This is a genomic window from Kitasatospora phosalacinea (genome assembly GCF_000716545.1).
GTDB lineage: Bacteria > Actinomycetota > Actinomycetes > Streptomycetales > Streptomycetaceae > Kitasatospora > Kitasatospora phosalacinea.
Genome location: NZ_JNWZ01000080.1, coordinates 1 through 24,228, shown reverse-complemented (window position 1 = coordinate 24,228; position 24,228 = coordinate 1). Strand labels below are relative to the sequence as shown.

24 protein-coding genes and 1 pseudogene are annotated in these 24,228 nt (G+C 74.6%); 14 read left to right on the top strand and 11 right to left on the bottom strand.

The window, feature by feature from the left end:
* Positions 1-44: 44 nt before the first annotated feature.
* Complete coding sequence (locus OO48_RS39380; RefSeq protein ID WP_033221821.1) at positions 45-1,427, top strand: glycosyl hydrolase family 28-related protein; 1,383 nt, start codon at positions 45-47, stop codon at positions 1,425-1,427.
* Between the two features lie 75 nt (positions 1,428-1,502).
* Here OO48_RS39380 and OO48_RS29560 read toward each other — a convergent pair whose 3' ends face one another.
* The gene (locus OO48_RS29560) at positions 1,503-2,441 is read right to left on the bottom strand and encodes a carbohydrate kinase family protein (RefSeq protein WP_033221820.1); all 939 of its coding nucleotides are present in this window, start codon (positions 2,439-2,441) and stop codon (positions 1,503-1,505) included.
* A gap of 453 nt (positions 2,442-2,894) precedes the next feature.
* On the opposite strand from OO48_RS29560, the gene OO48_RS29555 reads away from it, so the two are divergent.
* Entirely contained in the window at positions 2,895-4,742 is a 1,848-nt protein-coding gene (locus OO48_RS29555; protein ID WP_033221818.1) for a cellulase family glycosylhydrolase, read from the top strand.
* A gap of 88 nt (positions 4,743-4,830) precedes the next feature.
* On the opposite strand, the gene OO48_RS29550 is transcribed toward OO48_RS29555, so the two are convergent.
* Positions 4,831-5,697 carry an SAM-dependent methyltransferase gene (locus tag OO48_RS29550; RefSeq protein ID WP_081952476.1) on the bottom strand — a complete coding sequence of 289 codons (867 nt, stop codon included), beginning with the start codon at positions 5,695-5,697 and terminating at the stop codon, positions 4,831-4,833.
* Positions 5,698-5,798: 101 nt separating this feature from the next.
* Here OO48_RS29550 and OO48_RS29545 point away from each other — a divergent pair, with 101 nt between their 5' ends.
* Positions 5,799-6,299 carry a MarR family winged helix-turn-helix transcriptional regulator gene (locus tag OO48_RS29545; RefSeq protein WP_063830763.1) on the top strand — a complete coding sequence of 167 codons (501 nt, stop codon included), beginning with the start codon at positions 5,799-5,801 and terminating at the stop codon, positions 6,297-6,299.
* A 131-nt stretch (positions 6,300-6,430) separates the two neighbouring features.
* Positions 6,431-6,787, top strand: coding sequence for a PRC-barrel domain-containing protein (locus OO48_RS29540; protein ID WP_033221816.1), 357 nt, complete (start codon positions 6,431-6,433; stop codon positions 6,785-6,787).
* 33 nt (positions 6,788-6,820) lie between these two features.
* Here OO48_RS29540 and OO48_RS29535 read toward each other — a convergent pair whose 3' ends face one another.
* Both OO48_RS29535 and OO48_RS29530 read right to left on the bottom strand, forming a co-directional pair.
* Positions 6,821-7,216 (bottom strand): SsgA family sporulation/cell division regulator, encoded by a 396-nt coding sequence (locus OO48_RS29535; RefSeq protein ID WP_033221815.1) that lies wholly within the window; start codon positions 7,214-7,216, stop codon positions 6,821-6,823.
* A 118-nt stretch (positions 7,217-7,334) separates the two neighbouring features.
* Positions 7,335-7,706, bottom strand: a complete 372-nt coding sequence (locus OO48_RS29530; protein ID WP_051733082.1) for an SRPBCC family protein — start codon at positions 7,704-7,706, stop codon at positions 7,335-7,337.
* A 206-nt stretch (positions 7,707-7,912) separates the two neighbouring features.
* Here OO48_RS29530 and OO48_RS29525 point away from each other — a divergent pair, with 206 nt between their 5' ends.
* From OO48_RS29525 to OO48_RS29515, 3 genes are all read left to right on the top strand, one after another.
* Entirely contained in the window at positions 7,913-8,869 is a 957-nt protein-coding gene (locus OO48_RS29525) for an RNA polymerase sigma factor SigF (RefSeq protein ID WP_033221813.1), read from the top strand.
* Between the two features lie 132 nt (positions 8,870-9,001).
* A complete protein-coding gene (locus OO48_RS29520) occupies positions 9,002-9,370 on the top strand; it encodes an STAS domain-containing protein (RefSeq protein ID WP_033221812.1) in 369 nt (122 codons plus the stop codon).
* 143 nt (positions 9,371-9,513) lie between these two features.
* Complete coding sequence (locus tag OO48_RS29515; protein ID WP_051733080.1) at positions 9,514-9,981, top strand: ATP-binding protein; 468 nt, start codon at positions 9,514-9,516, stop codon at positions 9,979-9,981.
* Between the two features lie 164 nt (positions 9,982-10,145).
* On the opposite strand, the gene OO48_RS29510 is transcribed toward OO48_RS29515, so the two are convergent.
* A complete protein-coding gene (locus OO48_RS29510; RefSeq protein ID WP_033221810.1) occupies positions 10,146-10,460 on the bottom strand; it encodes a WhiB family transcriptional regulator in 315 nt (104 codons plus the stop codon).
* Between the two features lie 480 nt (positions 10,461-10,940).
* A complete protein-coding gene (locus tag OO48_RS29505; RefSeq protein ID WP_033221808.1) occupies positions 10,941-11,852 on the bottom strand; it encodes an oxygenase MpaB family protein in 912 nt (303 codons plus the stop codon).
* 289 nt (positions 11,853-12,141) lie between these two features.
* Here OO48_RS29505 and OO48_RS29500 point away from each other — a divergent pair, with 289 nt between their 5' ends.
* The 3 genes from OO48_RS29500 to OO48_RS29490 all read left to right on the top strand — a co-directional run bounded on the left by OO48_RS29500 (position 12,142) and on the right by OO48_RS29490 (position 16,166).
* Positions 12,142-13,527 carry a hypothetical protein gene (locus OO48_RS29500; protein ID WP_051733092.1) on the top strand — a complete coding sequence of 462 codons (1,386 nt, stop codon included), beginning with the start codon at positions 12,142-12,144 and terminating at the stop codon, positions 13,525-13,527.
* A gap of 96 nt (positions 13,528-13,623) precedes the next feature.
* The gene (locus OO48_RS29495) at positions 13,624-14,913 is read left to right on the top strand and encodes an AAA family ATPase (RefSeq protein WP_106970448.1); all 1,290 of its coding nucleotides are present in this window, start codon (positions 13,624-13,626) and stop codon (positions 14,911-14,913) included.
* Positions 14,910-16,166, top strand: a complete 1,257-nt coding sequence (locus OO48_RS29490) for a vWA domain-containing protein (RefSeq protein ID WP_051733078.1) — start codon at positions 14,910-14,912, stop codon at positions 16,164-16,166. The genes OO48_RS29495 and OO48_RS29490 overlap by 4 nt, the downstream gene beginning before the upstream one ends.
* 45 nt (positions 16,167-16,211) lie before the next feature.
* Here OO48_RS29490 and OO48_RS29485 read toward each other — a convergent pair whose 3' ends face one another.
* From OO48_RS29485 to OO48_RS29470, 4 genes are all read right to left on the bottom strand, one after another.
* Positions 16,212-17,069, bottom strand: coding sequence for a 5-oxoprolinase subunit C family protein (locus tag OO48_RS29485; protein WP_033221845.1), 858 nt, complete (start codon positions 17,067-17,069; stop codon positions 16,212-16,214).
* Positions 17,070-17,146: 77 nt separating this feature from the next.
* Entirely contained in the window at positions 17,147-17,821 is a 675-nt protein-coding gene (gene pxpB / locus OO48_RS29480; RefSeq protein WP_081952472.1) for a 5-oxoprolinase subunit PxpB, read from the bottom strand.
* 194 nt (positions 17,822-18,015) lie between these two features.
* On the bottom strand, positions 18,016-18,597 hold the full coding sequence (locus OO48_RS40295) for a DUF6114 domain-containing protein (protein ID WP_063830762.1): 582 nt from the start codon (positions 18,595-18,597) through the stop codon (positions 18,016-18,018).
* Positions 18,587-19,216, bottom strand: a complete 630-nt coding sequence (locus OO48_RS29470) for a DUF6230 family protein (protein ID WP_033221804.1) — start codon at positions 19,214-19,216, stop codon at positions 18,587-18,589. Before OO48_RS29470 ends, OO48_RS40295 begins: the two co-directional genes overlap by 11 nt.
* A 558-nt stretch (positions 19,217-19,774) precedes the next feature.
* On the opposite strand from OO48_RS29470, the gene OO48_RS29465 reads away from it, so the two are divergent.
* Together OO48_RS29465 and OO48_RS29460 are read left to right on the top strand one after the other, a co-directional pair.
* On the top strand, positions 19,775-20,764 hold the full coding sequence (locus tag OO48_RS29465) for a hypothetical protein (protein ID WP_033221803.1): 990 nt from the start codon (positions 19,775-19,777) through the stop codon (positions 20,762-20,764).
* Between the two features lie 175 nt (positions 20,765-20,939).
* Positions 20,940-21,602, top strand: a complete 663-nt coding sequence (locus OO48_RS29460) for a hypothetical protein (RefSeq protein ID WP_033221801.1) — start codon at positions 20,940-20,942, stop codon at positions 21,600-21,602.
* A 69-nt stretch (positions 21,603-21,671) separates the two neighbouring features.
* Here the strand turns inward: OO48_RS29460 and OO48_RS29455 are convergent, their stop codons facing one another.
* Positions 21,672-22,274 (bottom strand): helix-turn-helix domain-containing protein, encoded by a 603-nt coding sequence (locus OO48_RS29455; protein WP_033221799.1) that lies wholly within the window; start codon positions 22,272-22,274, stop codon positions 21,672-21,674.
* Positions 22,275-22,356: 82 nt separating this feature from the next.
* Here OO48_RS29455 and OO48_RS29450 point away from each other — a divergent pair, with 82 nt between their 5' ends.
* Positions 22,357-24,006: a methyltransferase domain-containing protein gene (locus tag OO48_RS29450; RefSeq protein ID WP_051733076.1), complete on the top strand. Its 1,650-nt coding sequence runs from the start codon at positions 22,357-22,359 to the stop codon at positions 24,004-24,006.
* Between the two features lie 127 nt (positions 24,007-24,133).
* Positions 24,134-24,228: pseudogene (locus OO48_RS37735) on the top strand (electron transfer flavoprotein subunit beta); the annotation flags it as partial.

Genomic DNA, 24,228 nt, shown 5'->3' with positions numbered 1-24,228 from the left:
CCTGCGGCCGGGGAGGAGCCCCGGCCTCGCAGAGGGGGGCTCGGATGGGCAAGGACGATTCCGCGCGGAACGACGACGCGTTCCGCCGGCGGGCGCTGCTGACGGGTGCGGCGGCGGGCGTCGCGGGCATCGCGGTGGCGGCGAACGCCCGGTCGGCGTCGGCGGCGGTCGGCACCGCGAGCGGGGTGGCGGACTGGTTCGACGTCAAGGACTACGGCGCGACCGGTGACGGCACGACGGACGACACCGCGAAGGTCCAGCAGGCGATCGACGCGGCGGCCGTGCGGGGCGGCACGGTCTACTTCCCGGCCGGCAGGTACCTGGTGACGCCGCCGGCCACCGGCACGCCCGCCCTGGCCGTGGGCGGCAACGGCGTGCGGCTGACCGGCGCGGGCAGCAAGGCGTCGATGCTGGTCAAGGGCGGCAACGGGCCGCTGCTGCGGATCTCCGGCGCGGGCCCGGACGCCACCGGCGCGACCCACCGGCGGTACTGCTCGGTGGAGGACCTCGGCTTCAACGGCAACGGCAGGACCGGCCTGGTCCTGGAGCTGTACTACAACGACAACACCGTCGTCCGGGACGTCTACGTCACCAGCAACCCGGACCTGTGCATCGACGGCGTGGAGCTGTGGGACTCGCGCTTCCAGAACCTGGTGGTGGAGTCCAGCACCGGCCCGCTCAACAGCAACGACACGCCCAACATGTGGCTGCGCAACGCCTCCGCCGCCTCCGGCTGGGGCTCCAGCACCGACAACACCAACCAGGTGCACGTGACCGGCTGCCGGTTCGAGGCGTTCGGCACCGGCGCGCTGTGGATCACCGCGGGCACCGGCTCGACCAACAACCCCAACGGCATCTACGTCACGGACTGCAAGTTCGAGACCTCGCAGATGCAGGGCGGCCCGCACTTCAAGGTCGACTCCTCCAGCAAGCACGTCCACGCCGGCAACCTCTACTGCTACGCGGGCAACTTCGCGCCCGGCCTCCCCACCGACCAGCAGAAGGCCCAGAACATCATCGTCTGGGCCCCGATCGCCTCCACCCTGGAGAACGTGCTGATCGCCAACGGTTCGGCGTCGACGGTCAATTCGGGCGTCACCGTGTACGCGGGCCCCAACAACACCGCGGTGCTGCGCAACGTGATCGGCCTGTACGGGACGGCGCCGGCCGGCGCGCACCTGTACTACGAGCTGACCTCCGCCGGTGACTTCCGGGTGGAGAACAGCTACGGCAACAAGGGCACCCAGAGCAGCGGCGCCGTCCCGGTCACCCACTCGCCGAACCTGCCGCTGCGGCAGGTCTCCGGCCCGGTCTCGGACGCCTCGTTCCAACGCGCCCCCGCCAACGGCACCATGGCCGTCGACACCGCCAACCAGCGCCTGTACGTGCGGGTCAACGGCGTCTGGAAGTCCTCGCCGCTCAGCTGACGCCCCGGGGCGGGCTCGTCGCGATGACGGTCTGCCCGAGCCCGCCCCCACCCGCCCCGCCCGGCCGGCGTTCCGTCAGAGGTCCTCCGCCCAGGGCGGGTCGGCGCCGGGAACCGCGACCGTCCGGGCGGCGACGCGGGCGGCGAAGGCGCAGGCGCGCTCCAGGTCCTCGGGGGTGAGGGAGTCGAGCCGGCCGCCGAGGTGGCCCCGGGCGGCGAGGGAGTGCAGCAGCCCCGCGGTGAAGGAGTCGCCCGCGCCGACGGTGTCGGCCACCGGCGTCGCGGGCGCGGCCACCCGGACCCGCCGGCCGTCCAGCGAGGCGAGCGCACCGCGTTCGGCGAGCGTCACGACGACCAGCCGGGCCCCCGCCGCGTGCCAGTGGTCGCAGGCGTCCTCGGGGGCGGTGCCGGGCAGCAGGACGTGCAGGTCGTCCTCGCTCAGGCGCAGCAGGTCGGCCAGTTCGCACCAGCGTCCGATCCGCCGCCGGTAGGTGTCGGGATCGACCAGCAGGGTGCGGACGTTGGGGTCGATCGACACGGTGGCGTGCGGGCGGGCCTCGGCGAGCAGGTGCTCGATCCGGGGGCCGCCGGGTTCGCGCACCAGGGCGAGCGAGCCGGTGTGCAGGCACACCGATCCGTCGTCGCGGGCGGCGGCCAGTTCCTCGCCGGTCCACTGCCAGTCGGCGGTGCCCTCCGCGTGGAAGGAGTACTGGGCGTGGCCCTCGCCGTCGAGCGCGGCCAGCGCCAGGGTGCTCGGCTCGGCGGCCGCGACGGTGCCCGCCAGGTCGACGCCGGAGCCGCTCAGGCGGCCGCGGAAGAGCTCGCCGAACGGGTCGGCCGAGATCCGGCCGACGAACCGGGTGGGCGTGCCCAGCCGGGCCAGCGCGACCGCGGTGTTCGCCGGGCCGCCGCCGGGCAGCACCCGCAGCGCGAGCTCACCCGGCCTGGCCCCGTCGCGTTCGGCGAAGGCGTCGGCGACGCACTCCCCGACCACGGTGATCTGCCGACCCGTCATCGAAACCAGCCTCCCCACAGGGCGAACGCACATCCTGAGGTCCGGACTCCATCACCGCTGCCCGTCCGCAGTCAACGCGCACGCCGTCACCCGGGTCACCGCGCCGTGCCGGGCCGGCCCGATGTACGTTTCAGCGCGCCGCGCCGGACGGCCTTCATCAAATGGGAGCGCTCCCAAGACTCTTGACGACCCCAAGGGAGATCTGGCTTCATATGGCGAGCCCGCAAGGGCTACGAGTGGGAGCGCTCCCGATCATTCCCCCACCACGACCGGGCCGCTCCCCTTCGCTCCCGAATCAGCCGGACCACCCGGACCACCCTGACCGCCCGGATCACCCGCAGAACCCGCAGAACCCGCAGAACCCGCACGACCCGACCCCCACTACCACGAACGTCTCGGACCACCCCACCCCCACCGGACGCCCCCACCCGCGTCCAGAGAGGAACGAGACCCATGCGCCTACGACTGCGCCGACGCCTGACGCGCCGGCTGGCGGGCTGCGCCGCGGCCCTGGCCGCCGCGCTCGTCACCACGCTGACCGCCCCGGCCGTCCCGGCGGCCCATGCCGCCACCGGCAGCACCGCGACCGCCGCCGCCTCCACCACCGCGGGGGCCGGCTACTGGCACACCAGCGGCCGGCAGATCCTGGACGAGGCCGGAACCCCGGTGCGGATCGCCGGCATCAACTGGTTCGGCTTCGAGACCTCCAACTACGTGCCCCACGGCCTGTGGAGCCGCGACTACAAGTCGATGATCGACCAGATGAAGTCGCTGGGCTACAACACCATCCGCCTGCCGTACAGCGACGACATCTTCAAGGGCACCGCCCCCTCCAGCATCAACACCTCCAGCGGGATGAACGCCGACCTGGCCGGCCTGAACTCGCTCGGCGTGATGGACAAGCTGGTCAACTACGCGGGCAGCATCGGCATGAAGGTCATCCTGGACCGCCACCGTCCGGACTCCGCCGGGCAGTCGGCGCTCTGGTACACCTCCTCGGTGCCGGAGTCGACCTGGCTGGCGAACCTCAAGTCGATCGCCGCCCGGTACGTGAACAACCCCGCCGTGATCGGCGTCGACCTGCACAACGAGCCGCACGACCCGGCCTGCTGGGGCTGCGGCGACCTCGCCACCGACTGGCGGCTGGCCGCCCAGCGCGGCGGCGAGGCGGTGCTGTCGGCCAACCCGAAGCTGCTGATCTTCGTCGAGGGCGTGCAGAGCTTCAACGGCAGCTCGTACTGGTGGGGCGGCAACCTGCAGGGCGCGGGGCAGTACCCGGTCCAACTGAGCGTCCCCAACCGGGTGGTGTACTCGGCGCACGACTACGCGACCAGCGTGGCGCAGCAGACCTGGTTCTCCGACCCGAGCTTCCCGTCGAACATGCCGGGCGTCTGGGACAAGAACTGGGGCTACCTGTTCAACCAGAACATCGCGCCGGTGTGGGTCGGCGAGTTCGGCACCACGCTCCAGTCCACGGTCGACCAGGCCTGGTTGAAGGCGCTGGTGCAGTACCTGCGTCCGACCGCGACGGCCGGGGCGGACTCCTTCCAGTGGACGTTCTGGTCCTGGAACCCCAACTCCGGTGACACCGGCGGCATCCTGAACGACGACTGGACGACGGTCAACACGGTCAAGGACAACTACCTGGCCTCGGTCAAGGCCCCGGGCTTCGGCTCCCCCGGCGGCGGCACCGGCAACGGCGACGTCCAGGCGCCTTCCGTGCCGGGCGGGTTGACCGTCTCCGGCACCACGGCCGGCAGCGTCTCGCTGTCCTGGACGGCGTCCACCGACAACACCGCGGTCACGGGTTACGACGTGTACCGCAACGGGACGAAGGTCGGCTCGGCGACCTCGACCTCGTACACGGACAGCGGGTTGAGCGCGGCCACGGCGTACAGCTACACCGTCCGGGCGAAGGACGCGGCGGGCAACGTGTCGGCCGCTTCGGCGGCGGTGACGGCGACCACCTCGACCGGCGGCGGCGGGACGAACGCCGGGTGCTCGGCGGCGGTCAGCCTGAACGACTGGGGCAACGGTCTGACCGCGACGGTCACCGTCACCAACACCGGCACCGCGCCCACCAAGAGCTGGCAGGTGGCCTGGACGTGGCCCACCAGCGTGCAGATCAGCGGTAGTTGGAGCGCGAACGTGACGCGCAGCGGGCAGACCGTCACCGCGACGAGCCTGGCCTACAACGGGGCGCTGGCCCCGGCGGCGTCCACCTCGTTCGGCGTCCAGGCGACCCGGACCGACGCCTCGGCCTCGGCCACCGTGACGGCGGTGTGCACCGCGACCTCCTGACCGCCCCGCACGACCCGCACCGCAACACCCGTTCACCGTCGGCCGGTTCATCCGGTCGGCGGTGAACGTGCCCGTGCGCGGCGCCGGTTCAGTCCGTTCGGACGGCCTCCAGGAAGCCGGCGCCGTCGAAGCCGCCGACCGGCGGGAGTTCGCGTCCGAGGGAAGCGGCGAACGCGTCGATGGCGGTGAACCCGGTCCGCCAGCCGTGCGCGTCCAGCCAGTCGGCGGTGCCGGCCCCGAGGCCGCCGCGCCACAGCGCGGTCATCTCGGCCAGCCCCGCGTCGGCGGACACCCGGGACACGTCACGCCCCTGCTCGGTCAGCAGCCGGCTCCCGGGCGCCGACAGCCCGCCGACGGCGGTGAGCAGCGCGGCCGCCTGCTCCACCTCCAGGTACACCAGCAAGCCCTCGGCCAGCCAGACGGTGGGCCGCCCCGGGTCGAACCCCGCCGCGAGCAGCCGATCCGTCCACCCCGGATCGGCCAGGTCGGCGGGCAGCGCGACCCGCTCGCAGGCCGCCTCGGCCCCCCGCTCGTCCAGCACCTCCTGCTTGAAGTCGAGGACCGCCGGCAGGTCGACCTCGAACACCCTGGTGCCCGACGGCCAGTCCAGCCGGTACGCCCGGGTGTCGAGCCCCGCCGCCAGCAGCACCACCTGCCGGGCGCCGACCGCCGACAGCCGGTCGTCGTAGAACCGGGTGCGCATGATCCCCCTCGCCACCAGCAACCGGGCCAACGGCCCGGCCGGCCCCTCCGTCGGCAGCGGAGCACCGGAAGCCTCGATGAACGCCAGCGCGTAGGGATCGGTGAACAGCGGCTCCGGCCGGCTGCTCTCGTAGGCACGGACCCGGGCCACCGCGAGGGCGGTGCGGGAGACGGGGCTCAGCTGCGCGGCCCGGTGCCGGCCGGGGGTGGAGGCGCGGTCCGGGGCGGGGCCCGTGGGCTCGTTCGTCGTCATGCCCGCCAAACTACATCTCGGAAGATACATCTGTGAAGATGCATCTTCAGTGATGCATCAGAGCCGATGCAGTGGCCGGGCGGCACGGTAGCCTGTCCGCCATGGACGGCGTACGGCTTCTGCGACTGGGCAAACGGCTCACCGAACTGGGCCGGGCGATGGTCACCGACCACGCCTCGGCGGCCCTCACCCCGGGCGAGATCGCGGTGGTCTCCGACGTCTACCAGCACCCCGGCAGCTCGGTGCAGGACATCCGGGTCCGCACCGGCTTCGCCCAGAGCCACGTCTCCACCTCCGTCGCGCGGCTGCGCGAGCGCGGGCTGCTGGACGCCTCGCCCGACCCCGCCGACGGGCGCCGCACCCTGCTGTCGGTCTCCGCGCTCGCCCGCGGCTACGTCCGCGCCCGGGCCGCTCGGCCCGCCGAACCGCTGCTCGCCCGGGCGATCGCCGACCCAGCCCAGGCCCGGCGGGCCGCCGAGCTGCTCGACGAGCTCGCCGCCCTGCTGCTCCCCGGCCCGGCCGCGCCCGGGCCCGCGACTCCGACCCCGAATCCGGCCGCAGGACCGGCCCCGGAAGCCCTCCCCGATCCGCCCGCCTCCTGAGGCCCGGCCCCGGCCCGGGCACACCGCTGATCAGGGCAACGGCGCGTCGCCGGGAAGCGGGCTCCGCCGCCGTCGGTGAGCATGGAACGGAGGGAACACGCGGAGGCGGGTCCAGCCGAGGGAGGCCGTGAATGATTCAGATCGCCGACATCCGGGAGTGGCGCAGCCACGACGTGGTCGACCAGGACGGCAAGAAGATCGGCAGCCTGGAGAACGTCTACGTCGACACCGCCACCGACCAGCCGTTCTTCGCCACCGTGACGGTCGGCATGCTCGGCCGGCACCGCCTGGCGTTCGTGCCGATCGCGGACGCGGTGGCCGGCCCCGACTACCTGCGGGTGCCGTTCAACCGCAACGAGGTGAAGAACGCGCCGTCCATCGGGGTCGACGACGTGCTCGCCGCCGAACAGGAGCCCGAGGTCTTCGCCCACTACCACCTCGACTACGTCACCGGCGCGAGCGGCGAACGGCGCCTGGCCCGCCGCTGAGCCCGACCGGACCGGCGGCCCGGCCCGCGGGGCTCAGGCCGACAGCAGCCCGGCCAGTCCCCCGTCCCAGTCGATCCGCTCGAACTCGCCGCCCAGCGGCACCAGTTCGAGGGTGGCGGTGAGGAACTTGGCGAGCGGGGCGCAGTCGACGGTGAGCGCCACCGGGCCGCCCGCGCCGCCGAGCACCAGGCACAGCGAGCCGTCGTCGAGGGGGGTGAAGCGGATGTCGCCCTCGCCCACCGGACCGTGCAGCGCGGCGAGCAGCATCTCCCGGGAGAGCACCCAGCCGGCCCCGGCGGCGCGCGGGCCGAAGTCGAGGCTCACCGCGTACGGGTCGTCGGGCCGGTAGCGCCAGTCGGTGTCGAGGTGGACGGCGGTGCCGTCGGGGGCCAGCAGGTGCAGGGTGATCCGCTCGGTGACGGGGCCCATGGCGGTGCTCCCTTCCGTTTCTCGCAGGCGGGCGTGGTGAGAACGGGGCGGTCGGCCGGGACGGGTGCGGCGGGGGCCGGCGGGAAGTCCGGGCCGATCGGGCCGACGGACGGCCGGGTCAGGCGGCCAGGTGCTGCCGGTGGTCCTCGACGTGGGCCTTGAAGCCGGCCAGTTCGTCGATGACCCGGCGGTCGGTGAAGCCGAGGCCCTCGACCAGGTGGTCCCACAGACCGTGGGGCTGGGTGTCGAGCTGGAGCATCAGCCGGGTGGAGCGGTCGGTGACCCGGTGGAACGTGACGACTCCGGAGTGTCCCGGCAGTTCGGGGCCGCCGCTCCAGGCGATCCGGTCGAGCGGCAGCACTTCGGTCGCGGTGGCGCCGCGCCCGGCCCCGCCGCGCATGCACGAGGGCAGCGACGAGTAGGCGGTCCACTCGCGGTAGACGGCGTCGATCGGCGCCTCGATCTCGATGGATTCCTCGATCCGGCCCATGGGTTTCCCTCCTCCGCCGGGGTGCGGCCGCCGGGTGCGGTCCGCGTCGGTGGGCCGCCTGCCCCGCCCGTCACCACGCATGCGCGTTCAGTCGGGTCGAACACCTGGACATTTCCTTCACAGAACCTACACAGAAGACTTTGGCATGATCGAGGGAGCCCCGGGTACCCGGGGACGGACCGGCCGGAGACGAGGAAAGGACTGGCATGCCCGTGCCCACTGATGAACTTCTCCTGACCGCCCCCATTGAGGTGTCCTCCGACCAGATCGGATCGCCCGCCGCAGCTGCACGCGGGACCGACCCGGTAGGCGAGGCCATCTCGATGACCACCCTCGCGGCCTCGGCCGCGACCGTTCCGGAGTTGGACCCGGACGTGCTCGCCGACCCGGTGAACGCCACCCCGGCCGACGCCCGGGCGATGACCAGGGTGCTGCTGCGCCGACTGGCCGGCCTGGAGGAGGGCACCCGCGAGTTCAGCTACGTGCGCACCACCCTGATCGAACTGAACCTGACCCTGGTCCGGTTCGCCATCCGCCGCTTCGGCCACAGCAAGGAGCCGTACGAGGACCTGATGCAGGTCGGCTCGGTCGGCCTGATCAAGGCGATCGACCGGTTCGACCCGGACCTCGGCGTCGAGTTCACCACCTACGCGGTGCCCACCATCGTCGGCGAGATACGCCGCCACTTCCGGGACACCACCTGGTCCGTGCACGTGCCGCGTCGGCTCCAGGAGCTGCGCCTGGACCTGGCGAAGGCGCAGGACGCCCTGGCCCAGACGCTGGACCGCGAGCCGACCGTCGCCGACCTCGCCGAGTACCTCTCGATCACCGAGGAGGAGGTGGTCGAGGGCCTCGCCGCCGCGAACGCGCACACCGCGGGTTCGCTCGACCTGACCTCCCCGGGCGAGGGCGACGGGCAGCAGCCCGCCGAGCGGCTCGGCCGGGTGGACGGCCGGTTCGCGCTGGTGGAGAACCTGGTGGCGCTGAAGCCGCTGATCGCGAAGCTCCCGGAGCGGGAGCGGCAGATCCTGGCCATGCGGTTCTGCGAGGACCTCACCCAGTCGCAGATCGGCGCGCGCCTCGGCCTGTCCCAGATGCACGTCTCCCGACTGCTGTCCCGGACGCTGGCCAAGCTGCGCACCGGGCTGGACGCGACCGACTGATGCGAGTGGATCGACTCCCCAGGTAGGGACGGCCCCCGCCGTCCGAACCGACCGCACCGGGCACCCCGTCTCGACCGCCACGCCCACTGGTGCGTAAGGTCGAGGCAGATCGGTCGAAGGAACAGGACGAGGATGCCAGCCGAGAACATGCCCGTGGCCCCCCTGGCGGTCGACGTCCGGCGCACGCCGTCCCGAGTGGCGGTGTGCGTACTGTCGGGCGACCTGGATATCGAGACCCTGGCGCCGGCCAGGGAGGCGCTCGACCTGCTGGTCGCCGAGCGCCCCCGGACGTTGGTCGTCGACCTGGGACAGGTCGACTTCTGCGACTCGTCGGGGCTCAACCTGCTGCTCCAGACCCGGATGGCAGCCGCCGACGGAGGGATTTCCTTCCAGCTGGCGGCGCTCTCCGGGCCGGTCCAGCACTTGCTCGAACTGACCGGCGCGATGGCCGTGTTCACCGTCCACGACACAGTGGACGCGGCCGTCGCGGCGAGCGGGTGACCAGCCCGCCCGCATGCCGGTCCCCCGCCCGTATCCGTACTGTCGGCCGCACTGGGCATAATCCTGGTGCGGTCGGGAAACCGACCTGTGAGAACGGCCCGTGAGCCTGTGATAGCGCCGTCGAGAACGAAGGGAACCCGTACGTGACACCGAGCCGGGGAACCCTGGACGGCGACCGTCCGGGCGCCGGGGCCGCGCTGCCCCCCGGCGGGCAGCGTCGCCGCCTGCGACTGGTGGGCGTGCCCCGCCCGGTGGCCCGTGCCCGGGCGTTCACCGCGGAGGCGCTCGGCGACTGGTCGTGGTCCGCACCACCCGATCCGGACCTCGCCGAGGACGTCGTGCTGCTGGTCGCCGAACTGGTCGGCAACGCGATGCTGCACGCCGGCGGCCCGCTGGAGCTGGTCCTCGACGCGACGCCCGCCCGGCTTCGCATCGAGGTGTCCGACGCGTCCGACGTGCTGCCGACGCTGCGCACCCCGCACCAGCCGGGCGTGCCCGGCGGGCACGGGCTGTACATCGTGCAGCGCACCGCCGACCGCTGGGGCGCGGACCGGCACTCCCAGGGCAAGTCGATCTGGGCGGAGATCGACGCCACCCGACTGCTCGCCTGACCGCCCGTACGGGACCGGTCCGGCGTCGCACCGCCCCGGAAGGACGACACACGGGCGCACGGGCGCGTCAGAGACACAGCGAGAGGCGGTCCCCGCTCCGGGGACCGCCTCTTCGTGCGTGACCGTGCGCGGCCCGCGCCGCGGGCCGCGCGCCCGCCGCCGGTTCAGCGGGTGCGGGAGCGGCTGCGCGTGCGGTTGCGGTTGCGTCGGCGGCGCAGTATCCCGCGCCGCTCCTCCTCGGTGCAGCCGCCCCAGACGCCGTAGCGCTCGTGGGTGGCCAGGGCGTGCCGGAGGCAGTGTTCGCGGACGGGGCAGCGGGCGCAGACGGCCTTGGCGGCGCGGTCGCGGTCGTCGTGGGCCTGGCCGCGCTCCCCGGCGGGGTGGAAGAACAGCTGGGAGTCGGCGGCGCGGCAGGCACCGCTGAGCTGCCAGTCCCACTCCTCCTCGAGGGCGCCGGGCAGGCGGGAGATCACGGTCATCGGGTGCTCCTTCCGTCGGTTGGTCGGATCAACGGCCGGACGGACGTTCTGATGAGCGGCCGGACTGATGTTCCTTGCCGTCTAACCGGGATCCGCCGCCCGAAGCCCCTCGATGTCGTGCTCCCGGCCTCCCGGCCTCCCGCCCGGCCGGTTCCGGCCGTTCTCGGTCTCGGGCGTCATCCGGCTTCCGGGGCTCGGCTGGCGGGTTCGGGCCGTACGGGGCACGGTGGACGGGGGGTCGTCGTGCACCGCCGTGAGAGGAGAGGCCATGTCGTCGAAGCGCCGTCGCAAGAAGAAGGCCCGCGCGAGGCGCGGAGCGAACCACCGCCGTCGGCCCCAGTGCTGACGTCCGTGCGCCCCGCACCCACCGCTGACCGCTGACGACGACGGAGCGGCCGTCGTACCGGAACCCAGCCCCGGTACGGCGGCCGCTCCGCCGTGCCCGGCCCCCCTACGCCCGTGGTGCGCCCGCGCGGGCGGTCAGCGCGTCCCGCCGCCGCCCGCCGGGACGGCCGGCCGCGCCCGGGCCCGGGCGGTCGCGGCGGCGCGGATCGGGGACAGGCCGCACGCCCAGACCATGACCGCGCCCAGCAGCCGGGCCAGCGGCCGGTCCCAGAGGCGGCGCACGGCCCAGGGGCGGCGGATGCCGAGCGCGCGGCGGGCCCAGTGGGGCAGCAGGCCGGTCGCCGCGTTGGTGAGCACCCGGACGGCGAGGCGTTCGCGCCGGGTGCGGCCGAAGCCGCGCAGCAGGGCGACGGCCTCCAGCGCCTCGGGGGTGGCCCGCAGGGCGCCGCGCGCCCCGACCAGGTAGCGGACGAGTCCGGCGCGCGAGACGGGTACGCCGTCCGCGCCCAGGAGTTGGCCGATCTGCGCGACCTCGGCGAGGTAGTCGTCGCACTGCGCCGGGCTCAACCTTCCCGCGCCCGCGAAGACTTGGTGTCCCGCCAGGAAGCAGGCCGTCTCGGCGGTGTGCACCCAGCACAGCAGGTCGGGGTCGTCGGCCCGGTACGGGCGGCCCCCGGTGTCGCGGCCGCGGACGTGGCCGTGGATTCGGCGGACGTCGGAGATCGCGGCCTCGGCGGCGGCGGAGGAGCCGAGCGTGGTGGTGGAGACGAACCGGGCGGTGCGGTGCAGTCGGCCGACCGGGTCGGTGCGGTAGTCGGAGTGCTCGGCGACGGCGCGCATCGCCACCGGGTGCAGCGCCTGGAGCATCAGCGCCGCGAACCCGCCGACCAGCATGCCGGCGGGGTGTCCGTGCACCTGCCACACCACGCTGTCCGGGCCGAACAGCCCGGGGTCGCCGGGCGGGCGGTCGTAGCGCTCCAGGTGCAGGTCGGCACCGTGCACGGTGGAGTTGACCTCCCGCAGCAGCCGCAGCCGCAGCGCCTCCACCGGCCGTGGCCGTCCCGGCCGTCCCGGCCGTTCCGCGCCCGCCGCGATCCGCCTGTCCGCGATCCGCCCGTCCGACATCCTCCACCGCCGTTCCGGTCCGCCCCGGGCCGCTGCGGCCCCTTGCCGCCCACCTTACGTCGGGGCGGCACGCGGGCAGGCGGGCCTGGGCGGCGGCGGGGAAGCGGGCCGGGTCGGCGCAACAGGGCTGACAGTTCGCCGATCTGCGGCTACGATCACCGGCGATGACTACTCACGGATTGGAGGTCCCGTCCTTCCGAAGTGCGTGCTGATGGACGCCACTTCCCTCCTGGACGAGGACACCCGCAACAGCTTCTGGTCGCGCGTCCGGCGTTTCGCCGTCCCCCCGACCATGATCGAGACCGCCACCGCCCGCCGTGCGCTGGGTGATTGGGGCGGAGCCTGCGCGGCGGCCGGATGCGATCCGGATTTCGAACCGCGCGCCGTCACCCGCACGTACGGGTCGGAACTGACCGGGCGGCTCCGCGCCGACCTGCGGCACCTGGCCCCCGACCTGCTGCGTTGGCACCTGCCGCGGATCGCCCCGGACGGGGTGCTGCGGCCCGGGCTGACGCTGACCCTGGCCCGCTACCCGCGCGACGGGGACGGGGCGCCGCTGCACCTGGTGGCCCGCACCGCACCCGGCTGCGCGGCGGCGGGCCAACGCGTCACGCTGGCGCTGTGGGACGCCGACGGGCGCCCGGACGGACCCCCCGGGCCGCGCCCCGACCCGCGCTTCCGCCTGGACCTGCACCGGCACCTCTGGGACGCCCGTCGAGCCCTCGAACTCGCCGCCCGCACGGCGGAACTGACCGATGGTCACCTCGCCTACGCGGCCTGGGAGTTCGAAGCCCGACTGGTGCGCGCGGCGGACGGCCTGCCGGACGACGCCCCCGTCTCGGTGCGGCTCGCCCACCGGCGGCACCTGCTGCTCGGCGGTCCACCGGCCGCACCCCGGAACGCGCCACCGGCCGGGCCGCCGCACCCACCGCCGTCCGCCTGGACGGCGACCCGGCACCGGGCGCGCGGCCTCGCCGTCCTGCCGGACGCGGCGACGTGGACGCCGCCCGACCTGCTGCTGCTCCGCGCCGGGCTGATCGGGCCGGACGCGCTGCATCCGCTGGTGGCCGCCGCGCTCGTGCCGGGCCACCGGCCGGCCGTTCCCGACCGCACCCGGCGCTCGGACGGGGACGGGCCGTTGACGGTGGAGTGCCGTGGCGCGACGCACCGGATCGCGGTGGTCGACGGGGTGCTCGTCCCGCTCGACCACGACCCGGAGCAGCTGCGGCGCGAGGAGGTGCTGGCGGCGTTCGGCGGGCCCCCGCTGCCGTGCCTGCGGGCGATCGACCGCGCGCACCGGCAGCCGGAGGACCTGGACGCCATCCGGCAGCGGCTGCTGCACGGCGACCGCGACGGGGCGCTGGCCGCCGTGCGCCGGCTCGTCGGCGCGGAGGCCGTCCTGCGCGCCGGGCCGCTGGCCGAGGCGCTGGAGGACGACGTCTGGCGGCGCCTGGTCCACAGCCTGCACGCGGCCGGCCTGGAACCCGGGCGCAGCCGCTACGACACCGCTCCCGTCCACGCGCCGGGCGACCCGCGCCCGCACGGCCGGCCGCACCGCGCGCCCACCCGCTCCCGGAAGCACTGGAACGGCCGGTAGGGCTGACAGCTCCTCGCCCTGCCCCGCCGCCGTGCCCTCGAACCTCCCGTCACCCGTTCCCCGACCCCAGGTGGATCACCCGTGCCTTCTTCCGTCATGCCCCAGTCCGGTCCCCAGTCCGATTCCCAGTCCGATCCCCGGCCCGTTCCCCGGGCCGTTCCCCGGGCCGCTCCTCTCCTCCCGCCCCGACTCGCCGTCGCCGAACGGCTGCTGGACCTCCTGAAGGAGTCCAGCACCGAGCCCCGCCAGGACCTCCAGACCGAGGCGCTGACCCTCGCCGTCGCCGCCGACCTGCCGGTTCTGCTGTGGGGCGAGCCCGGCATCGGCAAGACCGCGGCGCTGACCCGGCTCGCCGCCGAACTCGACCTGCCGCTCACCACGGTGATCGCCAGCGTCCACGAGCCGTCCGACTTCTCCGGTCTGCCGGTGATCGGTGACGACCCGGCCGCGCAGGGCGTGCCGCTGGCGCCGCCGGACTGGGCGGTGCGGCTGGTCCGGCAGGGCCGCGGGCTGCTGTTCCTCGACGAGTTGTCCACCGCCCCGCCCGCCGTGCAGGCCGCGTTGCTCCGGCTGGTCCTGGAACGGCGGATCGGGTCCCTCCGGCTCCCGCCGGGGGTGCGGATCGTGGCGGCGGCGAACCCGCGCGCCTCGGCCGCCGACGGCTGGGAGCTGAGTCCGCCGCTGGCCAACCGCTTCGTCCACCTGGACTGGGTGCACGACGCGCAGGTGGTGGTGCGCGGTCTCGGCGGGGTGTGGCCGCGGGCCGAGTTGCCCCGGCTCGATCCCGAACGGCTGTCCACGGCCGTCGAGTTCGCCCGCCGTGCGGTGTGCGGGCTGCTCACCGTCCGGCCCGAGCTGACCCACCGGCTGCCGTCCGCCGAGACCCGCCGTGGCAAGGCCTGGCCGTCGCCGCGCAGTTGGGAGATGACGGTGCGGCTGCTGGCGTTCGGTTCGGCGGCCGGCTCCTCCCGCGAGGTGCTGTCGCTGCTGGTGCGCGGCACCGTCGGCGACGGGCCGGGGCTCGAACTCCTGGCCGCCGTCGACCGGATGGACCTGCCCGCGCCCGAGGACCTGCTCGCCGATCCGGCCGCCGCCGTGCTGCCCGAGCGGGGCGACCTGCGGCAGGCCGTGCTGGACGGCGTGGTGGCCGCCGTCCGCTCCCGTCCGACCCGTGAACGCTGGGAGTCCGCCTGGGCGTTGATGGCCCGGGCGTTGGAGAGCTGCCCGCCCGACGTGCTGGTGGTGCCGGTGACCACGCTCGCCTCGCTGCGCCAGGACTCGTGGGAGGTGCCGGAGTTGATCCACCGCTTCGCGGGCGCGCTGGAGGTCGTCCGCCGGGCCGAGCGTTCGGCGGCCCGCGTCCGCACCGGGGCGGGCCGCCGATGAGCGCGCCCGGCGCCGGACCGGCGGCCGTCCGGACGCCGTTGCGGCTGGACACCGGGAAGCTGTTCGCGGCCCGGCTGCACGCGGTGCGGGCCCGCCCGTACCTGGCGACCGCGCTGTTCGCGATGCACGTGGTGGAGTCGCGCCGGGTGCCGACCATGGCGGTGGACCGGTACTGGCGGTGCTACGTCTCGCCCGGTTTCGTCGACCGCACCCCGGAGGAGGAGTTGGCCTCGGTCTGGGTCCACGAGGTCTCGCACCTGCTGCGCGACCACGCCCGGCGCGGCGACCTGGCGATGCGCGCGCTGGACCTGGACGGGCCCGCCGACCGGCTGCGGGTCAACCTGGCCGCGGACTGCGAGATCAACGACGACGCGTTCGGCGACGGCCTGGTCCGGCCCGCCGACGCGGTCTACCCGGCCACCCTCGGCCTGGCCGGGGACGGGCTGATGGAGGACTACCTGCGGCAGTTCACCATCGACACGAAGTACCAGCGCCTGGTGTGGCTGGAGTGCGGCAGCGGCGCGGACGGCCTGGAGCGCGAGTGGGAGCTCGGCCCGGACGGCGCGCGCGGCCTGGCCGACCACGAGCGCGACCTGGTCCGCTTCCGGGTCGCCCAGGGCATCCTGGCCCGGCCCGGTGACACCCCGGCGGGCTGGCGGCGCTGGGCCGACGAGGTGTTCCACCCGCCGCAGCCCTGGCGGCGGTTGCTCGGTGCGGCGATCCGCTCGGTGGTCGCGGCGGCGGGCGCGGGCGCGGACTACAGCTACGGTCGGCCGGCCCGCCGTTCGACCAGTCTGCCCGGGGTGGTGCTGCCTTCGCTGCGCCACCGCCCGCCCCGGGTGGCGGTGGTCGTCGACACCTCCGGGTCGGTCAGCGACGCCGAGTTGGGCACCGCGCTGCTGGAGACCGCGGCGATCCTGCGCGCGGTGGGCGGGCGGCGCGAGCTGGTCTCGGTGCTCTCCTGCGACGCGGCGGCCCGGGCCGTCCAGCAGGTGGCCGACGCGGGCGGGCTGGCACTCGTCGGCGGTGGCGGCACCGACCTGCGCGCCGGTTTCGCGGCCGCCCTGCGGCGGCGCCCGGCCCCGGACGTGGTGGTCGTGCTGACCGACGGCCAGACCCCGTGGCCGAGCGCCCCGCCGCCGTGCCGCACGGTCGTCGGCCTGTTCCCGCGCCGCCGGGTCGTGGACGAGGACGACCCGGCCTACGTCCCGGACGACCCGCCGTCCTGGGCGAAGGTCGTCACCCTCGGCTGAACCGGCCGGCCGCCCGTCGGCGCCCGTCCCCCGGCGCCCCGCCCGTCAGCGCCCGGCGTCCTCCAGCCGGAAGCGCAGCGGGTCGCCGGGGCGGGCCTGCGCGGCCGCGTCCAGGTCGGCGCGGCGGACCACCGCGATCACCGGGTACCCGCCGGTGACGGGGTGGTCGGCGAGGAACAGGATCGGCCGGCCGGACGGCGGCACCTGGAGCGCGCCGGCCACCATGCCCTCGGAGGGCAGTTCGCCGCCCCTGGCCCGTTCCAGCGCGGGGCCGTCCAGCCGCATGCCGATCCGGTCGCTGTCGGCGGTGACGGTGTACGGCTCGCCGCACAGGGCGCGCAGCGCGGCGGCGGTGAACCAGTCGTCGCGCGGGCCCGGGACGACCCGCAGCACGACGGGCCCGGTCCGGTCGCGGCGCGGGGCGTGTTCGGCGGCGGGCCAGCCGGTGGCGGCGGTGCCGACGGGCAGCAGCAGGCCGGCGGTCAGCCGTTCGGGGCCGAGTCCGGCGAGGGTGTCGGTGGCGCGGGAGCCCAGGACGGCGGGGACGTCCAGGCCGCCGCGGACGGCGAGGTAGACGCGCAGGCCGCGCACCGGTGTGCCGAGCCGCAGCCGGGCCCCGGCCGGTACCGCCAGCGGGGTGCGGGTGCCGACCGGGCGGCCGTTCACCCAGGCCGGGCAGTCGGCTCCGGCGAGCGCGCAGGTGGCGGCCCGGCGGAACTCCAACTCGACGCCGCCGAGGGGCATTTCGAGCCCGGCGGCGTCCTCGGGGTTGCCCACCAGGCGGTTGGCGAGCCGCAGCGCGCCCCGGTCGGCGGCCCCGGAACGTCCGACTCCGAGCGCGGCCAGCCCGGGGCGTCCCAGGTCCTGCACGGTGGCCCCGTACCCGGGGCGCACCACCAGCAGCGCGGAGCGCCCGTCGGCGGCGTCCGGCGCCGCCGATGCCCCGCACCGCTCCGGTACGGCGTCTCCCGGCTCCCCGTTCACGGCCGCACCGCCTCCCCGTCCTCGCCGGTCCCCCCGCTCTCCGCCGGCCGCCCGGGCTCGCCGATCGCGACGAAGCGCACCGCGGTGCCGGGGCGCAGCCTGGTGGGCGGGTCGGCGGTCTGGTCCCACAGCGGGAGGTCGGTGGTGCCGAGCAGCTGCCAGCCGCCGGGTGAGGTGCGGGGGTAGACGCCGGTGTACTCGTCGGCGACGGCGACCGCCCCGGCGGGGACGCGGGTGCGCGGTTCGGCCCGGCGGGGCACCCGCAGGCGCGGGTCGAGGCCGGTGAGGTAGGCGAAGCCGGGGGCGAAGCCGCAGAACGCGACGCGGTAGCGGGCGGCGGTGTGGCGTTCGACGACCTGCCGGGGCGTCAGTCCGGCCAGGCGGGCGACCTCGGCGAGGTCGGGGCCGTCGTAGCGGACCGGGATCCGCACGGTCTCGGCGGCTTCGGCCGGCGGCACCTCGTGCAGCGGCAGTGCGGTGACGGCGGCGCGCAGCCGCTGCCAGTCGGTCGCGGACGGGTCGTAGCGGACCAGGACGGTGCGGGCGGCGGGGACGAGCTCGCCGGTGCCGACGGGCGGGGCGTCGCGCAGGGCGGTGTGCAGCCGTTGCGCCTGTTCGGCGTCCTCGGCCTCGATCAGGACGGCGTCGCTGCCGCACCGCAGTACCCGCACCGCGCACCCCTCGTTTCCGTCCGCCGCCTCCGGCCGCGCCGTCGCGTCCCGTCACGGGCCGTCAGCCGCCCAAGGTACCAAGCGGCGCCGGTCGGGCGCCGGGGCCCGGCCGCGGTCCCCGCCCGCTCGGTGCGCGGGGGCCGCGGCCGGGGCGTCCGGCGGCGGCCACGCTCCTCCGCCGGACGCCGCCCCGGTCAGGCCGGGGTGGCTTCGCGTCCCGTGCCGCGCCCCGTTCCGCGCTCGGGTCCCGTTCCGGCTCCGGGTCCCGTTCCGGGACCGGGTTCGGGTCGGCGGCGCAGCAGCCGGCGGCGCCGGGGCTGGTCGGGGAGCCAGCCGAAGGCGAGGCTGCTGCCGGTCAGGCCGAGCAGCAGGCCGATGAAGAATCCGCCGAGGTTGGAGGTGACCCAGCTGCCGAGGGTGGCGAGGACGGCGAGCAGCGAGTAGAAGACCCGCTGGACGGGGTGGAAGATCAGCAGCAGCCCGCAGAGCACCATGATCGCGGGGACGATGTAGCCGGCCAGGCCGAGCGCGCCGATGCGGATGACCATGCGCATCGGGGCCTTCTCGGTGAACAGGATCTCCGCACCGGCCAGGACGACCAGCAGGCCGCCCCAGAACGGTCGGCGTCCGCGCCAGCCGGCGAAGCCGTGCGGGGCGGGCGGCGTCGGGGCGGCCGCGGCAGCCCCGGCGGTGGCCGCGGTCCCGTCGCTGTCGGCGGGCCGGGCGGCCGTGGTGTCGGCCGCCCGGTCCGGTGCCGGTCCGGGTTCAGCAGCCATCGGTGCTGAAGCTGAGGTGCATGTTGGGCAGCCGGAAGACGCCGGCGGTGGTGGCGTAGTTCTGCTGCCGGAAGTGGTCGACGGCCACGGTGTCGCCCTGCTGGCCGAACATGCCGGGCGGGCCGGCCACGCCGCCCTTGTCGAAGGTGCTGGCGTCGCGGCCGACTTCGAGGCCCTTGAACTCGGCCTCGCCGCTCATCAGGTCGGAGTCGGTGGTGAGGTTCTCGGCGGTGACGGGGGTGCCCTTGTCGCCGGCGGTGATCAGCAGGTTGATGCCGCCCAGGTTGACGCTCTGGCAGAGCTTGGTGAGGGAGGCGTTCTTGACCACGGTCTGGATGAGGAACAGCTGGCCGCCGGTGTCGCCGGCGTTGGGGCTGTTCTCGATCATGTTGTCGAGGGTGCCGAACTGCTCGAACCCGGTGCCGTCCAGCCTGTCGGCGGTGACCTGGAAGGCCATGCCGGAGATGGCGAACTGGGTGGCGAGGACGTTCTGCGCGGTCAGGGTCACCAGGACGCCCGCGGCCACGCAGGCCGGTACCGCCATCAGTGCGGCGCGGCGCAGCCGGACCCGGCCGCGCCCGGTCGAGGTGGCGGCGGGTTGTTCTGCGGAGGGTGCCATGGACAGCTCCAGAGGGTCGGGTGGGGGATCCGCGGCTCCGTCGGGTGCGGGTGGGCCTGGCGTGGACCGGGATCGCCAACTGTGGTGGCTGGCAGTGCAGTTGACGATCTTTCTCACAACCGGCGGGCTGACTGGAAGTTACCCCGGGGTACATGGCCGGTCAATACTTCGCGCACCGCCCGGGAATTCCGGAACCACAGTCAACTCCTGTTACTGGTGGGGCAATTGGAGCCCAAAGCCGCTCCAACTCCGCTCATCTCCCTTCCAACTTCCGCGCACTGCCTTGACGTTGGGGCCGAGCGGCGCCTAGAACTTGGCGGGTACCCGGCGGTAACCACGGTGTCCCCACCGTGCCCACCGGGTCGTTCCCGCTCCGGCCCGGCGCGGTCCCCGTACGGGGGCGCCGCGGCTCCCGGTACGACGGAGCGTTTCCCGGTACGACGGACCGCACCGGCGCGACGGTGGCAGTCGTGCGCCTCGGCCCGGTCGCTCGTGGCGTCGAGCGCACTGGTTCCCCGCCCCGCTCCCCCATCCCCATGCCGTCAGGAGCGCCCCGCCATGCACACCTCCCCCGCGTCCTCAGCCTTCCCCGACCCGGCAGCTGCCGCCCCGTCCGCCGCGCCCCGGCGCCGGCTCCGCCGCCTGCTGCCGACCGCCGCCGCCCTCGCCTCCGCCGCGCTGCTGGCCGGCGTCGCCCCGGCCTCGGCCACCACCGGCGCCGCCGCGCCCGGCGCGCCGTACACCGGCATGGGCAACTGTCCGCTCGCCGCACCGGCCATGCACGACCCGGCGAACCTCCAGGTCGGCTGCCTGGTGTCGGTGACCAACGCCGGGAAGTTCACCCTCGGCAACACCGTGGTGCCGTTCAACTCTCCGATCACGCTGCAGTTCGGCTTCTACTGGGACAAGTCCGCGCCCGAGGTGTCGTTCCCGGACGGCAGCACCGCCAACCAGTACACCGTGGTGCCGCCGACCGGCGCCCCGCTGCTCAGCGCGCCGATGGTGCAGATCAACATCCCGGGCATCCAGAACTACCTGCCCGGCATCACCAGCGTCTTCGCGCAGGTCGAACTCGCGGGCCCGGTCACCAAGTTCACTCCGCTGGCGACCGGCGAGCCGTACCCGGTGTTCCAGCTGCCGATCAAACTGCACCTGTACAACGCGCTGTTCGGCGGGCACTGCTACGTCGGCTCGGACTCCGCGCCGCTGCTGCTCAAGCCCACCACCGGCTCGACCACCCCGGTCGGCTCCACCCCGCCGATGACCGGCGACCCGGGCACCCTGAGCTACGACGCGGACCCCAACGGGCACAACGCGCTGGCGATCTCGGAGACCAACGCCTCACTGGTCGACAACACCTTCGCGGTGCCCGGCGCCAACGGGTGCGGCCTGCTCGGCTCGCTGAACCAGATCATCAACTGGACCATGGGGCTGCCCGCCGCTCCCGGCAAGGACTCGGTGAGCTTCCAGCAGACCAACGCGACCTTCGTGCTGGACACCGACATCGCCGACCTCACCGCCGCGCTGAACGACAGCGCCGCGCACTGACCCGCCGCGACTCCCCCAGCCGCTCGACGAACCCCCGCCGCCGCCGGCGGAGTCCACCGCTCGAATCCCCCACCTGCCCGTGCCGTCCCGTCCCCAGCACGGGGCCGGCACGCGCTCCGGCGAGCGCGCCGGAGCAGCTCCGTCCGATCCGCCCCACCCACCGGAAGGAACCCTCATGCGCAACCGCACCCTGGCCGGCGCCGCCGCCCTCGTCGCCGTCGGCGCCCTCGCCGTGCTGCCGGCCGCCTCGGCCGACGCGGCCGGCAGCACCCCGGTGCTGACCATCGCCGGGACCGCCACCCCCGTCGGGGTCGGCGACACCCTGTCCGCGAACCTGGTCAGCGGCACCCTGGCAACCATGTACAACCCGGGCACCACCACCGGCGTCAAGTGCACCGCCTCCACCATCGGCGGCAGCGTGAGCGCCAACCCGCTCGCCACCGGCTCCGCCACCGCGTCCGGCCCGGTCGGCACCCTGACCTTCTCCGGCTGCACCTCCAACGTGGTCGGTGTCAGCGGCGTGAACAGCCTGACCATGAGCAACCTGCCCTACACCCTGAGCATCTCCGACTCCGCCGGGTTCCCGGTCACCCTCAGCGGCTCGATCCAGGCCGTCGTCAACCTCAAGACCCTGGCCGGCAACGCCCTGTGCACCTACTCCTCGACCGGCGGCGCCCTCCACGGCAACGCCACCAACTCCCCCGCGCAGATCACCATGGCCAACCAGGGCTTCACCAAGTTGTCCGGCCCGAGCATCTGTTTCGCCAGCATCAGCTTCTCGGCCGCCTACGGCCCGGTGACCGACACCACCCTCGGTGGCACGGTCTTCGTCAACTGACGATCCACCGCAGCCCGTCCGGACGCCGCGCCCGCCTCGCGGGCGCGGCGTCCCACGCTTGACGCTCCGTCAGCCGCCTTCCCTCTCAGCCTTGTTGGCGGTCCGCGCCCGCACGTGCACCCGCTCCCCCTGCGGTCCGAACAGGCTCAGGAACTCCACCGGCGTCCGCCCGGCGTTGGTGAACAGGTGCGGCGTCCGGGTGTCGAACTCCGCCGCCTCGCCCGCCTTCAGCACCACCTCGTGATCGCCCAGCTTCAGCAGCAGCTCCCCGGAGAGCACGTACAGCCACTCGTGGCCCTCGTGGGTGCGCTGCTCGCAGTTCTCCCGGCTGTTGCCGGGCGGGACGACCATCTTGTACGCCTGCATGCCGCCGAGGTTGCGGGCCAGCGACAGGTACGTCCAGCCGTGCCGGACGAACGGGCGCAGCCGCACCCGGGGGTCGCCGGTGGGCGGGGCGTCGACCAGTTCGTCCAAGGCCACGCCGTGCGCGCGGGCCAGCGGCAGCAGCAGTTCCAGGGTCGGCCGCCGCCCGCCGGACTCCAGCCGGGACAGCGTGCTGACCGAGATGCCGGTCTGTTCGCTCAGCTGTGCCAGCGTGGTGCCGTGCTGCTGCCGGATCGCCCGCAGCCGGGGGCCGACGCCCGTCAGCACCGCTTCGAAGTCCTCGCCCATCGTCTCGCTCCTCTCCACCCCTCCATTTGCCACCTCAGCAACATTGTTTGTCAATCCGGCGAACGCGGCGCACCATCGGACCATGACCACGACGCACCAGCACGAGCACCCGAACCAGCACCCGCACCCCGTCCGCCACCACGACGTCCTGATCGTCGGCGGCGGCGCCGCCGGACTCAGCGGCGCCCTGACCCTGGCCCGGGCCCGCCGCTCGGTCCTGGTCGTCGACTCCGGCCGGCCGCGCAACGCGCCCGCCGAGGGCATCCACGGCCTGCTCGGCCGCGAGGGCCTGCCACCCGCCGAACTGGTCGCCCTCGGCCGGGCCGAAGTCGCCTCGTACGGCGGCGAGTTCCACGACGCGGAAGTGCGGTCCGTCAGCCGCGAGGCGGACGGCGGCTTCCGGGCCGAACTGTCGGACGGCGGCGCCGTGCACGCCCGCCGGCTGCTGCTGACCACCGGCACCACCGACCTGCTGCCCGAGGTGCCCGGCCTGGCCGAGCGCTGGGGGCGCCAGGTGGTGCACTGCCCGTACTGCCACGGCTGGGAGGTCCGCGACCGGAAGATCGCCGTGCTGGCCACCGACCCGGCGATCGCCGTCCACCAGGCGCTGCTGTGGCGGCAGTGGAGCGCGGACGTCACGCTGCTGGCGCACACCGGCGGGTCCTTCGACGAGCGGCAGCGGCGCGAACTGGCCGCCCGCGGGGTGAGCGTGGTGCCCGGCGAGGTGGTCGCGCTGCTGCCCGAGAACGAGAACGAGAGCGAGGACAAGGACGAGAACGGCGGCGCCGGGCTGACCGGCGTGCGGCTGGCCGACGGCACCGTGGTGGCGTGCGAGGCACTGGCCGTGGGCACCGAGATGGCGGCGACCGCGCCGTTCCTGGCCGATCTGGGCCTGGAGGCCACCGACCTGGTCCGTGAGGGCGTCCGGTTCGCGACCCGGCTGGCCACCACCGACCCGGTGGGCGCCACCGGCGTCCCCGGCGTCTGGGCGGCGGGCAACCTGACCGACCCGGCCGGGCAGGTCGCGATCGCCGCCGCCGACGGGCTGCGCGCGGCCGCCGCGATCAACGCCGACCTGGTCGCCGAGGAGACCCGGCTGGCCGTCGAGGCGGTCGAGTTCTGGGAGAAGCGGTACGGCGAGAGCGAGCAGATCTGGAGCGGCCGCCCGAACGCCTCGCTGACCGTGCAGGCCGCCGGCCTGGAGCCCGGCCACGCGCTGGACGTGGGCTGCGGCGAGGGCGGGGACGCGATCTGGCTGGCCGGGCAGGGCTGGCGGGTCACCGCCGTCGACATCTCGCAGGTCGCGCTGGAGCGGGCCGCCGCCCGGGCCGCCGTCGAGAACGTCGCCGACCGGATCGACTGGCAGCGCGTCGACCTGGCGCACGCCTTCCCGGCCGGCTCGTACGACCTGGTCTCGGCGCAGTTCCTCCACTCGCCCGCCGAGTTCCCGCGCGACCGGGTGCTGCGCCGGGCCGCCGCGGCGGTCGCCCCCGGCGGCACGCTGCTGATCACCAGCCACGCCGCGCCCCCCGTCAAGCACGACCACCCGCACCCCGAGATGAACTTCCCCACCCCCGGGGAGATGCTGGCCTCCCTGCGGCTCGACCCGTCCGTCTGGACCGTGGAGCTCGCCGAGGAGCACGCCCGCCACGACCACCCCGGGCACCCCGTCACCGACCCGGACGCCCGCCCGCACCGCGACTCCACCCTGCGCCTGCGCCGCGCCGCCTGAGGCCCGCACCGGCCCGCGCCCTGGGAACTGAGTCCCCCCTCACACCCCCGCGAGAGTGGATCTGTGGCACGGAGTGTGGTCTAGTGGGGGAACTCAGTTCCCTCCCGCGTGAAAGGACAAGGTGGCCGTGAGCTTGAGGATCGTTGTCTGTGTGAAGTACGTGCCCGACGCGACCGGTGACCGTCGCTTCGCGGAGGACGCCACCACGGATCGGGAGGGCGT